This is a genomic window from Aeromicrobium sp. SP1, assembly GCF_055663785.1.
Genome location: NZ_JBQVVK010000001.1, coordinates 1,647,166 through 1,659,380, shown reverse-complemented (window position 1 = coordinate 1,659,380; position 12,215 = coordinate 1,647,166). Strand labels below are relative to the sequence as shown.

Sequence of the window (12,215 nt, the reverse complement as noted above, 5' to 3'; positions counted from 1 at the left end):
ACGCCACAGAAGGGTGATCGATTGTCCGCCGTGCTGACCGCCGTCCTGGGCTCCGACTCGGGAGAGGGCTTCACCGCCCCGGGACCGGAGAGCTTCGAGCTCCCGCCGGTGTTCCACATCGGTGAACTCGGTGTCACCAAGCCGATGCTGCTGCTGACGCTCTCGGTTCCGCTGATCTTCGCCTTCTTCTGGGCCGCCTCGAAGGACCGCGCCGTCGTTCCGGGCAAGCTCCAGTTCGCCGGCGAGTACGTCTACGGATTCGTCCGCGACGGCATCGCCCGCGACTCGATCGGCTCGCACGACTTCCTCAAGTTCGTGCCGCTGCTGTTCAGCCTGTTCACGTTCATCCTCGTGAACAACTACTACGCGCTCATCCCGCTGCTGCAGTTCCCGTCCTTCTCGCGGATCGGGTTCGTCGTCCCGCTGGCGTTGCTGGTGTGGGTCATCTACAACGGCGTCGGCATCGCGCGCCACGGCTTCGGCGGCTACGTCAAGCACGTGTCGGTCCCCGGCGGCGTCTCGGGCCCCATCCTCGGCCTGATCGCCCCGCTGGAGTTCCTCTCCACCGTCATCGTGCGCCCGTTCACGCTGGCACTGCGACTCTTCGCCAACATGTTCGCCGGCCACCTGCTGCTCATCCTGTTCTCGACGGGCGCGGCCTACCTGATCCTCGACTCGGGCAACCCGTGGTTCGCCCCGGTCGGCGTCCTGTCGTTCATCCTCGGCATCCTCGTGAGCTTCCTCGAGGTGCTGGTGCTGTTCCTGCAGGCCTACGTCTTCACCCTGCTGACCGCCATGTACATCGGTGGCGCACTCGCCGACGAGCACTGAGCGTCGACCACAACTCCATACCCAGATTTCGAAAACCGACGGCGCCTCGGCGCCGCCAACGAAAGGAAAAGCCGTGGAAGGCTCCCTCAACATGATCGGCTACGGCCTCGCTGCCATCGGCCCGGGCATCGGCATCGGTCTGATCTTCGCCGCCTACATCAACGGCGTCGCGCGTCAGCCCGAGGCGCAGAGCCGTCTCCAGTCGATCGCGATCCTCGGCTTCGCTCTTGCCGAGGCCCTGGCCATCATCGGCATCGCGCTCGCCTTCGTGCTCTGACGTCGGTCGGAACTGACTGATGTTCACCACGATTCTCGCCGCGGCCTCCGAGGGGGAGGAGCACAATCCCCTGATCCCGGTCCCGTCCGAGATCATCCTCTCGCTCGTCGTCTTCGCGATCCTCTACTTCCTCATCCGGAAGTTCATCGTCCCGAACTTCGAGAAGGCCTACGCGGACCGCGCGGCCGCCATCGAGGGCGGTATCGAGGAGGCGCAGGCAGCGCAGAAGGAAGCCCACGCTGCGCTCGAGCAGTACACCAAGCAGTTGGCTGATGCCCGCCACGAGGCGGCAGCCATCCGCGAGGAGGCTCGCGAGCAGGGTGCCCAGATCGTCGCCGAGATGCGCGAGCAGGCCCAGGCCGAGTCCGAGCGCATCGTCTCTGCGGCTCAGGCCCAGATCGCCGCCGAGCGCCAGCAGGCGGTCGCGCAGCTCAAGACCGAGGTGGGCGGCATGGCCACCGAGCTCGCTGGTCGCATCGTCGGTGAGTCCCTCGCCGACACCGATGCGCAGCGTCGCACGGTCCAGCGGTTCATCGACGAGCTCGAGGGGTCGGCCAACTGATGCGTGGTTCTTCGGCGAAGTCGCTCGACGAGGTCCTGGCCGCGGTCGCCGCGGTCCCGGGCTCGTCGGCGGCCCAGGTCGGCTCCGAGCTGTTCGGCGCCGTCGCGGCGCTCGACGGTGCCGTCGCGGCCCGTCGGGTGCTGACCGACCCGTCCATCGAGCCCGACGGCAAGCGCCAGCTCGCCGCCGGAATCTTCGAGGGCAAGGTCTCGGACGCGACGCGTTCGGTCCTCGACGTGGCTGTCGGCGCTCGCTGGGCCGCCGGTCGCGACCTGACCGACGGACTCGAGATCGCCGGCGTCGCCGCGCACACCCGGGCGGCCGACGAGGCCGGTCAGGGCGAGCAGCTCGAGAACGAGGTGTTCGAGGCCGGTCGGATCGTCCACGGCAACGCCGAGCTGCGCTCGGTCGTCGCCGACCGCGGCATCCGCGCCGAGGCCAAGGCCACCTTGTTGAAGGACGTCTTCAACGGCAAGGTCTCCGATGCCACGCTCGCCGTGCTCGACCAGGCAGCCGTCGGCCGGACCGGTTCGTTCGAGCGGGTGCTCGACGCGTTCGCGCGTCAGATCGCCGCGCGCGAGAACCGGCTCGTCGCCATCGCGCGGGTCGCGTACGAACTCGACGATGCCGAGCGCGACCGCCTCACCGCGGCGCTCTCGCACCGCTACGGCCGACAGGTCCAGCTGAACACCGTGCTCGACCCGACCGTCATCGGCGGCATCGCCGTCAGCGTGGGCGACGAGGTCGTCGACGCCACCATGTCCACCCGCCTCGAAGCCGCCCGTCGGCGCATCGCAGGCTGATCCCGTTCTCCCACCAGAAGGCAGGAACACAGCATGACTGAACTCTCGATTCGTCCGGAGGAGATCCGCGACGCGTTGCAGAAGTTCGTGTCGGACTACAAGCCGACGCAGGGCGAGGCCGAAGAGGTCGGCGTCGTCGCCGCCGCGGCCGACGGCATCGCGCAGGTCGAGGGACTTCCCTCGGCCATGGCCAACGAACTGCTCGAGTTCGAGGACGGCACGCTCGGCCTGGCGCTGAACCTCGACGTCCGCGAGATCGGCGTCGTCATCCTCGGTGACTTCCAGGGCATCGAGGAGGGACAGAAGGTCAAGCGCACCGGCGAGGTCCTCTCGGTCCCCGTCGGCGAGGGCTACCTCGGTCGCGTCGTCGACCCGCTCGGCAACCCGATCGACGGCCTCGGTGAGATCACCGGCCTCGAGGGTCGTCGCGCGCTCGAGCTGCAGGCGCCCAACGTCGTCCAGCGCAAGAGCGTCCACGAGCCGCTCATGACGGGCCTCAAGGCGATCGACTCGCTGACCCCGATCGGCCGCGGTCAGCGCCAGCTGATCATCGGCGACCGCCAGACGGGCAAGACCGCCATCGCGATCGACACGATCATCAACCAGAAGGAGTTCTGGGAGAGCGGCGATCCGGTCAAGCAGGTCCGCTGCATCTACGTCGGCATCGGCCAGAAGGGCTCGACCATCGCGGGCGTGCGCGGCGCGCTCGAAGAGGCCGGCGCCCTGGAGTACACGACGATCGTCGCGGCTCCCGCGTCGGACTCGGCGGGCTTCAAGTACCTCGCCCCGTACACCGCGTCGGCCATCGGCCAGCACTGGATGTACGCCGGCAAGCACGTGCTGATCATCTTCGACGACCTGTCGAAGCAGGCCGAGGCGTACCGCGCCGTGTCGCTGCTGCTGCGCCGCCCGCCGGGCCGCGAGGCCTACCCGGGCGACGTCTTCTACCTGCACAGCCGGCTGCTCGAGCGCTGCGCCAAGCTCAGCGACGACCTCGGCGCGGGCTCGATGACCGGTCTGCCGATCATCGAGACGAAGGCCAACGACGTGTCGGCCTACATCCCGACGAACGTCATCTCGATCACCGACGGCCAGATCTTCCTGCAGTCGGACCTGTTCAACGCCAACCAGCGTCCCGCGGTCGACGTCGGCATCTCGGTCTCGCGCGTCGGTGGCGCCGCGATGACCAAGTCGATGAAGGCCGTCACCGGCTCGCTCAAGGTCGAGCTGGCCCAGTACCGCGCGATGGAGGCGTTCGCGATGTTCGCGTCCGACCTCGACGCCGCGTCCAAGGCCCAGCTCGCCCGTGGCCAGCGCCTCATGGAGCTGTTCAAGCAGACCCAGTACAACCCGTTCCCGGTCGAGCAGCAGGTCGTGTCGATCTGGGCCGCGACGACGGGCAAGCTCGACCCGGTGCCGGTGTCCGACGTGAGCCGCTTCGAGACCGAGTTCCTCGACTTCGTCAAGCGCTCGCACGGCGGCGTGCTCGACGCGATCCGCGAGAGCGGCAAGTTCGAGGACGAGTCCGAGACGGCGCTCGAGGATGCGTACAACGCGTTCCTCGACCAGTTCGAGACCGGTGACGGTCAGTCGATCAAGCCCGGTCACGAGGAGTTCGAGGCCCTGGACGACGAGGACGTCGAGCAGGAGCAGATCGTCAAGCAGAAGCGAGGCTGACGATGGCTGTTTCGCTCCGCGAGTACCGCGCAAAGATCAAGGCGACCCAGTCGACCAAGAAGATCACGCGTGCCATGGAGCTGATCGCTGCGTCGCGCATCATCAAGGCGCAGCAGGCCGCGGCCGCGGCCGGCCCGTATGCCCGGGAGCTCACCCGGGCCGTGTCGGCCCTGGCCACGTACTCGAACGTCGACCACATCCTGACGAACGAGAACCCGCACGCCGAGCGTGCGGGGATCCTCGTCATCGCCAGCGACCGTGGCCTGGCGGGCGCGTACGCGTCGAACGTCATGAAGGAGACCGAGCAGCTCGCCGAGAAGCTCCGCGCCGAGGGCAAGCAGGTCGTCTACTTCCTGGCCGGCCGCAAGGCCGAGGCGTACTTCAACTTCCGCCAGCGCGAGTACGCCCAGTCGTGGACCGGCTTCTCCGACAAGCCGACCTACGACGATGCGCGCACGATCGGCGACGACCTGATCGCGCGCGGCTCGCAGCACCAGACGTTCGAAGAGGCGATCGACCCCGAGCAGGCCGTGGACGAGCTCTACGTCGTCTACACCCGGTTCAAGTCGATGCTGGTCCAGCAGCCGACGGCCGTGCGGCTCTTCCCCCTCGAGATCGTCGAGGGCGAGGAGGCGCCGGAGGAGTCCGAGGTCCTGCCGCTGTACGAGTTCGAGCCGAGTGCGCACGAGGTGCTCGAGGCGCTGCTGCCGAAGTACCTCTACAGCCGGCTCTACTCCTGCCTGCTGCAGGCCGCCGCCTCGGAGTTGGCGGCGCGTCAGCGGGCCATGAAGTCCGCGACGGACAACGCCGAGGACCTGATCGAGCAGTACACCCGGTTGGCGAACCAGGCTCGCCAAGCCGGCATCACCCAGGAGATCAGCGAGATCGTCGGCGGCGCCAACGCGCTGGCCGAGTCCGCCGCCTCCGACTGACCGAGTCACGAGACCGAACAAGCAAGAGAGACACCATGACTGCAACCGTCGAAGAGACCACCAACGACCAGGTCACCACCGGCCGGGTCGCACGCGTCATCGGCCCCGTGCTCGACATCGAGTTCCCGGCCGACCAGATGCCTGACATCTACAACGCCCTGCACGTCGACACCGAGGTCGCCGGCACGAAGGAGACGCTGACCCTCGAGGTCGCCCAGCACCTGGGTGACGGCCTGGTTCGCGCGATCAGCCTGCGTCCGACCGACGGCGTCGTCCGCGGCTCGATCGTGACCAACACCGGCGGCCCGATCACGGTCCCCGTCGGCGACGTGACGCTCGGACGGGTGTTCAACACGACCGGCGCGGTGATGAACCTCGAGGAGGGTGAGACCCTCGACGTCAAGGAGCGCTGGGGCATCCACCGCAAGTCCCCGGCGTTCGACCAGCTCGAGTCCAAGACGCAGATGTTCCAGACCGGCATCAAGGTCATCGACCTGCTGACGCCGTACGTGCTGGGCGGCAAGATCGGCCTGTTCGGTGGTGCCGGCGTCGGCAAGACCGTGCTGATCCAGGAGATGATCGCCCGCGTCGCCAAGGACCACGACGGCGTGTCGGTGTTCGCCGGTGTCGGCGAGCGCACCCGTGAGGGCAACGACCTCATCGCCGAGATGGAGGAGGCCGACGTCATCGACAAGGTCGCCCTCGTCTTCGGCCAGATGGACGAGCCGCCGGGAGCGCGTCTGCGCGTCGCCCTGTCGGCGCTGACGATGGCCGAGTACTTCCGCGACGTCCAGAAGCGCGACGTGCTGCTGTTCATCGACAACATCTTCCGGTTCACGCAGGCCGGCTCGGAGGTCTCGACGCTGCTCGGCCGCGTCCCGTCGGCAGTGGGCTACCAGCCCACCCTCGCCGACGAGATGGGCGTGCTGCAGGAGCGGATCACGTCGACGCGTGGTCACTCGATCACCTCGCTGCAGGCGATCTACGTGCCCGCCGACGACTACACCGACCCGGCGCCGGCGACGACATTCGCCCACCTGGACGCCACGACCGAGCTCAGCCGTGAGATCGCGTCGCTGGGCATCTACCCGGCCGTGGATCCGCTGACCTCGACGTCGCGCATCCTCGACCCGCGGTACATCAGCGCCGACCACTACAACACGGCGAACCGGGTCAAGGGCATCCTGCAGCGCAACAAGGAGCTGCAGGACATCATCGCGATCCTCGGTGTCGACGAGCTCAGCGAAGAGGACAAGACGATCGTCTCGCGCGCGCGTCGCATCCAGCGCTTCCTGTCGCAGAACACCTACGTGGCCAAGCAGTTCACCGGCATCGAGGGCTCGACCGTCCCGCTCGACGAGACGATCGACGCGTTCACGCAGATCTGCGACGGCAACTACGACCACGTGGCCGAGCAGGCCTTCTTCATGTGCGGCGGTCTGGACGACGTCGACGCGAAGTGGGCCGAGATCCAGAAGAGCCTGTGATGGTGCTCGAGCGCACGAGGGAGGTCGGCCGATGACGCTGCACATCGAGCTCGTCGCCGCCGATCGCGTCGTGTGGTCCGGAGACGCCAAGGAGGTCATCGCCCGCACCGTGGAGGGTGACCTCGGCGTCCTGACCGGCCACGCGCCGCTGCTGTCGCTGCTCGTGCCCGGCGTCGTGGAGATCTTCCCCGAGGAGGGCGGCGAGACGATCCGCGCCGCCGTGGGCGACGGCTTCATCTCGGTCGCCGCCGACCACGTGTCGATCCTGTCGGAGGACACCTTCCTGCCCGACGAGGTCGACGAGGCCTCGGCCACCGCCGAGCTGGAGAAGGCGCGCGCCGCGGACGAGGAGCTCGCCATTCGGCGCGCCGAGGCGAAGCTGCGCCTCATCGGCAAGGCTTCCTGACGTTGATCGCGAGGGAGTGACCGATGCCGCTGTGGTTGTGGCTCGTCGACTCCCTCGCGTTCGTCGTCGTCCTGGGCGTCCTGTTCATCGGCGCGCTGATCCTGCGTCGGCGCTGGATCGCCCGCAAGGGCGTCAGCTTCGAGCTGAGCATCAACCGTGGCGGCGAGCACTCCGCCACGGGATGGACGCTCGGCGTCGGCGTCTACGGCGACTCGGCGATGGACTGGTACCGCACGTTCTCCCTGTCGCCGCGTCCCCGGCATCGCTTCGAGCGAGGCGCGGTCCTGATCGAGGGCCGGCGCGAGCCCGAGGGGGCCGAGTCGTACGCCCTGCATGACGGCCATGTCATCGTCACGACGGAGAACTCCGCGGGCGTGAGCCAGTTCGCGTTGAGCCCCAGTTCGCTGACCGGACTGCTGTCGTGGCTCGAGTCCTCACCCCCCGGCCGCGGCATCAACAACGTCGTGTGACCCGCGCGGCGCTGTGAGCGGTGTGACCCCTGCGCTGCATGGGGCCATGTGTGCCTTCCGTGATCTTCGTCGACGTGAGAGTCGCATGAGATTCCCCTTGTAAACCTCCGTTTTCTTGCGGAGATTCCAAGCATGTTTCACACTGGATGTCATGAAGAAGATGATTGCTGCGGCTCTTCTCGCTCTCGGGCTGACGGTCGGTGCGCTGGCCGCGCCCGCCAACGCCGACGACACGGACGCCCGCATCCCGCTCACCCCGAACCGGGCCATCGACTGGATGTGAGTCCGGCCGTCTAGGGTGGCCGCATGGTCAACCTGACTCGGATCTACACGCGCACGGGTGACGACGGCTCCACCAACCTCGTCGACATGTCCCGCACGTCGAAGAACGATGCGCGCCTGGTGGTCTACGCCGACGCCGACGAGGCGAACAGTCAGATCGGTGTCGTCCTCGCGACCGGCGGTCTCGACGACGGCGTCGTCGCGGTCCTCACCCACGTGCAGAACGACCTGTTCGACCTGGGTTCGGACGTCGGCAACCCGGTCGTCCCCGATCCGGAGTTCACCCCGCTGCGCGTCGAGCCCGACTACGTCGAGCGGCTCGAGCAGTGGTGCGACCAGTTCAACGAGTCGCTGCCGAAGCTGCGCTCGTTCATCCTGCCCGGCGGCAGCCCCGCTGCGGCCCAGTTGCACGTCGCCCGCACCGTGGTGCGTCGCGCGGAGCGGGCTGCGTGGGCGGCGATCGAGGAGCACGGCGACTCGATCAACATCCTCGTGGCCACGTACCTGAACCGGCTCAGCGACCTGTTGTTCATCCTCGCCCGCCATGCGAACCGCGAGCACGGCGACGTGCTCTGGGTGCCCGGTGGCGAGCGCGGCGGCGCCTGACCGTTACCTCCGGGTAGGCCAGCCCCGACCGCCGTACGGGCGGCGGTAGCCTAGGCCCATGTCGCACGAGAAGCAGGGGCAGCCTGATCGCCCGTGGGTGATGCGCACCTACGCCGGCCACAGTTCCGCCGCCGAGTCCAACGCGCTCTACCGCCGCAATCTCGCGAAGGGGCAGACCGGCCTGTCGGTCGCGTTCGACCTGCCGACCCAGACCGGCTACGACCCCGACCACGTGCTGTCGCGCGGCGAGGTGGGCAAGGTCGGCGTGCCGATCCCGCACCTCGGCGCCATGCGTCGGCTGTTCCAGGACATCCCGTTGTCCGAGATGAACACGTCGATGACCATCAACGCCACGGCGATGTGGCTGCTGGGCATGTACCAGGTCGCCGCCGAGGAGCAGGGCGTCGATCCTGCGGCTCTCGCGGGCACGACCCAGAACGACATCATCAAGGAGTACCTCTCGCGCGGCACGTACGTGTTCCCGCCGGAGGCCTCGCTGCGGCTGACGACCGACATGATCGCCTACACCGTCAACAACATCCCGAAGTGGAACCCGCTCAACATCTGCAGCTACCACCTGCAGGAGGCCGGCGCGACGCCCGTGCAGGAGTTGGCGTTCGCGCTCTCCACCGCGATCGCCGTGCTCGACGCGGTGAAGGACTCCGGTCAGGTCGCGGACGAGGACTTCGAGAAGGTCGTCGGACGGATCTCCTTCTTCGTCAACGCGGGCGTGCGCTTCATCGAGGAGATGTGCAAGATGCGCGCCTTCGGTGAGCTGTGGGAGCAGATCACGCGCGACCGCTACGGCGTCAAGGACCCGAAGATGCGGCGCTTCCGCTACGGCGTCCAGGTGAACTCGCTCGGCCTGACCGAGGCGCAGCCGGAGAACAACGTGCAGCGCATCGTGCTGGAGATGCTCGGCGTCACCCTCAGCAAGAACGCCCGGGCGCGCGCCGTGCAGCTGCCGGCGTGGAACGAGGCGCTCGGTCTGCCGCGTCCGTGGGACCAGCAGTGGTCGCTGCGCCTGCAGCAGGTGCTGGCCTACGAGTCCGACCTGCTCGAGTACGGCGACATCTTCGACGGCTCGCACGTCATCGAGGCCAAGGTGAACGACCTCGTCGAGGGCGCCCGGGCCGAGATCGACCGGGTGCAGGCGATGGGCGGCGCCGTCGCAGCCGTCGTCTCGGGCTACATGAAGCAGGAACTCGTCTCGTCGCACGCCGAGCGCCGGGCCCGGATCGAGAACGGCGAGATCAAGGTCGTCGGCCTCAACAGCTACACCGAGACCGAGCCGTCGCCGCTGACCGCCGACCTCGACGCGGCGATCATGGTCGCCGACCCGCAGGCCGAGGCGAACGCGATCGCGGACGTGCAGCAGTGGCGCTCCGAGCGTGACCAGGCCGCCGTCGACGCGGCCCTGACGGCGCTGCAGGACAAGGCCAAGACCGAGGAGAACCTCATGGCGGCGACGCTGGATGCCGTCCGTGCCGGCGCGACCGTCGGCGAATGGGCCGGCGCGCTGCGCGAGGTCTTCGGCGAGTACCGGGCGCCCACGGGCGTGGCAGGGGTGAGTGGCGTGGTCGAGGCCGGTTCGGAGCTGACGGCGGTGCGCGAGAAGGTCCGCGCCACGGGCGAGGAGCTGGGCGGGCGTCTGCGCTTCCTGGTCGGCAAGCCGGGCCTGGACGGCCACTCCAACGGTGCCGAGCAGGTCGCCGTGCGGGCCCGCGACGCCGGTTTCGAGGTCATCTACCAGGGCATCCGACTCACGCCCGAGCAGATCGTGGCGGCCGCGGTCGCCGAGGACGTGCACGTCGTGGGGCTGTCGATCCTGTCCGGCTCGCACATGGAGCTCGTGCCGGAGGTGCAGAAGGGCCTCGCCGACGCGGGACTGACGAACGTCCCGGTCATCGTGGGCGGAATCATCCCGGACTCCGACGGCAAGAAGCTCGAGACCGCCGGTATCGCAGCGGTCTTCACGCCCAAGGACTTCGGCATGACCGACATCATGAGCCGCGTCGTCGACGAGATCCGCAAGGCCAACGACCTCCCGGTCTGAGCGTCCGGCGGGACACGCTGGGTCAGGCTCGGCTCGCCTTCGTGGCGAACTCGCGCTCGCACCCCTAGGCTCGGCGCAGGTCGAATCGCGAGGAAGGGGTGGTCAGGCCGCGAGCGCCTTCTTGGTCTTGGGCGAGGACTTCTTGTTCTTCTTCTTGACCTTGACGAGCTTGCGCTTCTTGACGGTGTAGCCGTCGGGGAGGGTGCCATTGGCCATCATGCGGATCGGGCAGCGCTTGCAGCGCGGCTTGCTCACGCAGCACTTCTTCTTCGGGGACTTCGGCACGACCGAAACGGTACCAGCGGTGAGGTGAGGCTGGCCTCGCCAGAGGGAGGAAGAGATGGCTTCGGACCAGTTCGTCACGGCACTGCAGGAGCAGATCGGGCACGAGTTCGACGCGCACCAGCAGTACGTCGGCATTGCGACATACTTCGACGCGTTGACGATGCCGCAGATGGCTGCGCTGTTCTACGCGCAGGCGCTCGAGGAGCGCGACCACGCGATGATGATGGTCCAGTACCTGCTCGACCAGGACCAGCAGGTCGTCATCCCGGCGCTCGCGGCCCCGAAGATGGACTTCGCGGACATCGTCGAGCCGGTCGAGCTGGCGCTCGCGCAGGAGAAGCGGGTGACCGGCCAGATCAACGAGCTGACCCGGATCGCGCGTGAGGACCACGACTTCGCCTCGGACCAGTTCATGCAGTGGTTCATCAAGGAGCAGGTCGAGGAGGTCTCCAAGATGAGCGACCTGCTCGCCGTCGTCACGCGCTCGAAGCAGGACTACGAGCGCATCGAGGACTGGATCGCCCGCGAGGAGACCAGCGAGGGCTCCGACCCGACCGCGCCGCCGATCGCCGGCGCCTGAATCGGTCCGGGACGTGCGCGTCGCCCGAGCCCTGCTGACCGTCGCCGCGGTCGGCCTCTTGCTGCTTGCGGCGACGCCGTGGCTCGACCGGATCTCGCCGACCTGGCTGCCGGCCGTCCAGGCGCTCGGCCGGTTGTGGATCGGGTTCGCTGTCGTGGGGCTCGTGCTCGCGCTCGTGCTGCGGGCCTGGCTCGCGGTCGGCGTCAATCTCGTGGTGATCGCGGTGGCGCTCGTGACGATCGTCAACGTCAGCAATCGGCCCGACTGCGACGCGGGCGACAAGCGGCTCGCGGTCATGAGCATCAACGCGCACCTCGCGCAGGCCGACGTCGGCCAGATCGCGAGCGCCGTGGAGCGCCACGACATCGACGTGCTGATCGTGCCGGAGGTCAACGAGGCGATGATCGCGGCCCTGCGCGCGGCCGGCCTGGACGAGCGCTTCCCCTTCCGCAGTGGGCAGACGTCCGAGGACGCGACCACCGACGGCACCGTGATCCTGTCGCGGTACCGGGCGACGCGGGTCGACGTCACCTCGACGGCGAAGCTGCCCCCGGCGACGTTCCAGCAGCCGGCGCTCTCGCTCGACATCGGCGGGACCTCCGTGCTGGTGCGTGCCGTGCACCCCAAGCCGCCGACGACGCCGTGGCTCGAGGACTGGCACGGAGGCCTGCTCGAGTTGGGCGCGTGGCAGCGCGGCGAGCGAGGCAAGCCGCTCGTCATGGCGGGGGACTTCAACGCCTCGGCGGCCCATGCCCCGTTCCGCGACGCCCGGCGGGGGATGTTCGACGTCGGCGGGTTCTGGCCGACCTCGACGTGGCCGAAGGATCGCTGGTACCCACCGTTCACCGACATCGACCACGTCCTGGTGCGCGGGCTGAGCGTGCAGGACTCCGGCACCGAGAACATCGACGGCACGGATCACCGCGCCGTCTGGGCCGACCTGCGGGTCTGCACCCGCTGA

At 68.3% G+C, this 12,215-nt stretch carries 15 protein-coding genes; 14 read left to right on the top strand and 1 reads right to left on the bottom strand.

The genetic code is table 11. The features are described 5' to 3' along the window. The first annotated feature begins 30 nt into the window (after positions 1–30). From atpB to ACT26F_RS08045, 12 genes are all read left to right on the top strand, one after another. Positions 31–831 carry a F0F1 ATP synthase subunit A gene (gene atpB / locus ACT26F_RS08100; protein ID WP_471671671.1) on the top strand — a complete coding sequence of 267 codons (801 nt, stop codon included), beginning with the start codon at positions 31–33 and terminating at the stop codon, positions 829–831. A gap of 91 nt (positions 832–922) precedes the next feature. Further along, positions 923–1,108, top strand: a complete 186-nt coding sequence (atpE, locus tag ACT26F_RS08095) for an ATP synthase F0 subunit C (protein ID WP_141007692.1) — start codon at positions 923–925, stop codon at positions 1,106–1,108. A 19-nt stretch (positions 1,109–1,127) separates the two neighbouring features. After that, the gene (locus ACT26F_RS08090) at positions 1,128–1,670 is read left to right on the top strand and encodes a F0F1 ATP synthase subunit B (protein WP_471670005.1); all 543 of its coding nucleotides are present in this window, start codon (positions 1,128–1,130) and stop codon (positions 1,668–1,670) included. Further along, entirely contained in the window at positions 1,670–2,473 is an 804-nt protein-coding gene (locus ACT26F_RS08085; protein ID WP_471670004.1) for a F0F1 ATP synthase subunit delta, read from the top strand. The genes ACT26F_RS08090 and ACT26F_RS08085 overlap by 1 nt, the downstream gene beginning before the upstream one ends. A 33-nt stretch (positions 2,474–2,506) precedes the next feature. Further along, entirely contained in the window at positions 2,507–4,150 is a 1,644-nt protein-coding gene (atpA, locus tag ACT26F_RS08080; RefSeq protein ID WP_471670003.1) for a F0F1 ATP synthase subunit alpha, read from the top strand. A 2-nt stretch (positions 4,151–4,152) separates the two neighbouring features. Next, positions 4,153–5,082 (top strand): F0F1 ATP synthase subunit gamma, encoded by a 930-nt coding sequence (locus ACT26F_RS08075; protein ID WP_471670002.1) that lies wholly within the window; start codon positions 4,153–4,155, stop codon positions 5,080–5,082. Between the two features lie 35 nt (positions 5,083–5,117). After that, positions 5,118–6,569 carry a F0F1 ATP synthase subunit beta gene (gene atpD, locus ACT26F_RS08070; protein ID WP_471670001.1) on the top strand — a complete coding sequence of 484 codons (1,452 nt, stop codon included), beginning with the start codon at positions 5,118–5,120 and terminating at the stop codon, positions 6,567–6,569. Positions 6,570–6,600: 31 nt separating this feature from the next. Then, positions 6,601–6,975, top strand: a complete 375-nt coding sequence (locus ACT26F_RS08065; RefSeq protein ID WP_471670000.1) for a F0F1 ATP synthase subunit epsilon — start codon at positions 6,601–6,603, stop codon at positions 6,973–6,975. Positions 6,976–6,998: 23 nt separating this feature from the next. Further along, positions 6,999–7,445 (top strand): DUF2550 domain-containing protein, encoded by a 447-nt coding sequence (locus ACT26F_RS08060; RefSeq protein ID WP_471669999.1) that lies wholly within the window; start codon positions 6,999–7,001, stop codon positions 7,443–7,445. Between the two features lie 151 nt (positions 7,446–7,596). After that, complete coding sequence (locus ACT26F_RS08055; protein ID WP_471669998.1) at positions 7,597–7,728, top strand: hypothetical protein; 132 nt, start codon at positions 7,597–7,599, stop codon at positions 7,726–7,728. Positions 7,729–7,751: 23 nt separating this feature from the next. Next, positions 7,752–8,333 (top strand): cob(I)yrinic acid a,c-diamide adenosyltransferase, encoded by a 582-nt coding sequence (locus ACT26F_RS08050; protein ID WP_471669997.1) that lies wholly within the window; start codon positions 7,752–7,754, stop codon positions 8,331–8,333. A gap of 58 nt (positions 8,334–8,391) precedes the next feature. Further along, positions 8,392–10,389 (top strand): protein meaA, encoded by a 1,998-nt coding sequence (locus tag ACT26F_RS08045; protein WP_471669996.1) that lies wholly within the window; start codon positions 8,392–8,394, stop codon positions 10,387–10,389. Positions 10,390–10,491: 102 nt separating this feature from the next. On the opposite strand, the gene ACT26F_RS08040 is transcribed toward ACT26F_RS08045, so the two are convergent. Next, on the bottom strand, positions 10,492–10,674 hold the full coding sequence (locus ACT26F_RS08040; protein ID WP_471669995.1) for a hypothetical protein: 183 nt from the start codon (positions 10,672–10,674) through the stop codon (positions 10,492–10,494). Between the two features lie 55 nt (positions 10,675–10,729). Between ACT26F_RS08040 and ACT26F_RS08035 the strand changes: the two genes are divergently transcribed. Both ACT26F_RS08035 and ACT26F_RS08030 read left to right on the top strand, forming a co-directional pair. After that, positions 10,730–11,254 (top strand): ferritin, encoded by a 525-nt coding sequence (locus ACT26F_RS08035; protein WP_471669994.1) that lies wholly within the window; start codon positions 10,730–10,732, stop codon positions 11,252–11,254. Between the two features lie 13 nt (positions 11,255–11,267). Continuing rightward, positions 11,268–12,215, top strand: coding sequence for an endonuclease/exonuclease/phosphatase family protein (locus tag ACT26F_RS08030; protein ID WP_471669993.1), 948 nt, complete (start codon positions 11,268–11,270; stop codon positions 12,213–12,215).

Excerpts from the sequence above, each read along its gene's own strand:
- atpE (WP_141007692.1), top strand. The coding sequence starts at position 923 with ATGATCGGCTACGGCCTCGCTGCCATCGGCCCGGGCATCGGCATCGGT.
- ACT26F_RS08090 (WP_471670005.1), top strand. The coding sequence starts at position 1,128 with ATGTTCACCACGATTCTCGCCGCGGCCTCCGAGGGGGAGGAGCACAAT.
- ACT26F_RS08085 (WP_471670004.1), top strand. The coding sequence starts at position 1,670 with ATGCGTGGTTCTTCGGCGAAGTCGCTCGACGAGGTCCTGGCCGCGGTC.
- atpA (WP_471670003.1), top strand. The coding sequence starts at position 2,507 with ATGACTGAACTCTCGATTCGTCCGGAGGAGATCCGCGACGCGTTGCAG.
- ACT26F_RS08075 (WP_471670002.1), top strand. The coding sequence starts at position 4,153 with ATGGCTGTTTCGCTCCGCGAGTACCGCGCAAAGATCAAGGCGACCCAG.
- atpD (WP_471670001.1), top strand. The coding sequence starts at position 5,118 with ATGACTGCAACCGTCGAAGAGACCACCAACGACCAGGTCACCACCGGC.
- ACT26F_RS08065 (WP_471670000.1), top strand. The coding sequence starts at position 6,601 with ATGACGCTGCACATCGAGCTCGTCGCCGCCGATCGCGTCGTGTGGTCC.
- ACT26F_RS08060 (WP_471669999.1), top strand. The coding sequence starts at position 6,999 with ATGCCGCTGTGGTTGTGGCTCGTCGACTCCCTCGCGTTCGTCGTCGTC.
- ACT26F_RS08055 (WP_471669998.1), top strand. The coding sequence starts at position 7,597 with ATGAAGAAGATGATTGCTGCGGCTCTTCTCGCTCTCGGGCTGACGGTC.
- ACT26F_RS08050 (WP_471669997.1), top strand. The coding sequence starts at position 7,752 with ATGGTCAACCTGACTCGGATCTACACGCGCACGGGTGACGACGGCTCC.
- ACT26F_RS08045 (WP_471669996.1), top strand. The coding sequence starts at position 8,392 with ATGTCGCACGAGAAGCAGGGGCAGCCTGATCGCCCGTGGGTGATGCGC.
- ACT26F_RS08035 (WP_471669994.1), top strand. The coding sequence starts at position 10,730 with ATGGCTTCGGACCAGTTCGTCACGGCACTGCAGGAGCAGATCGGGCAC.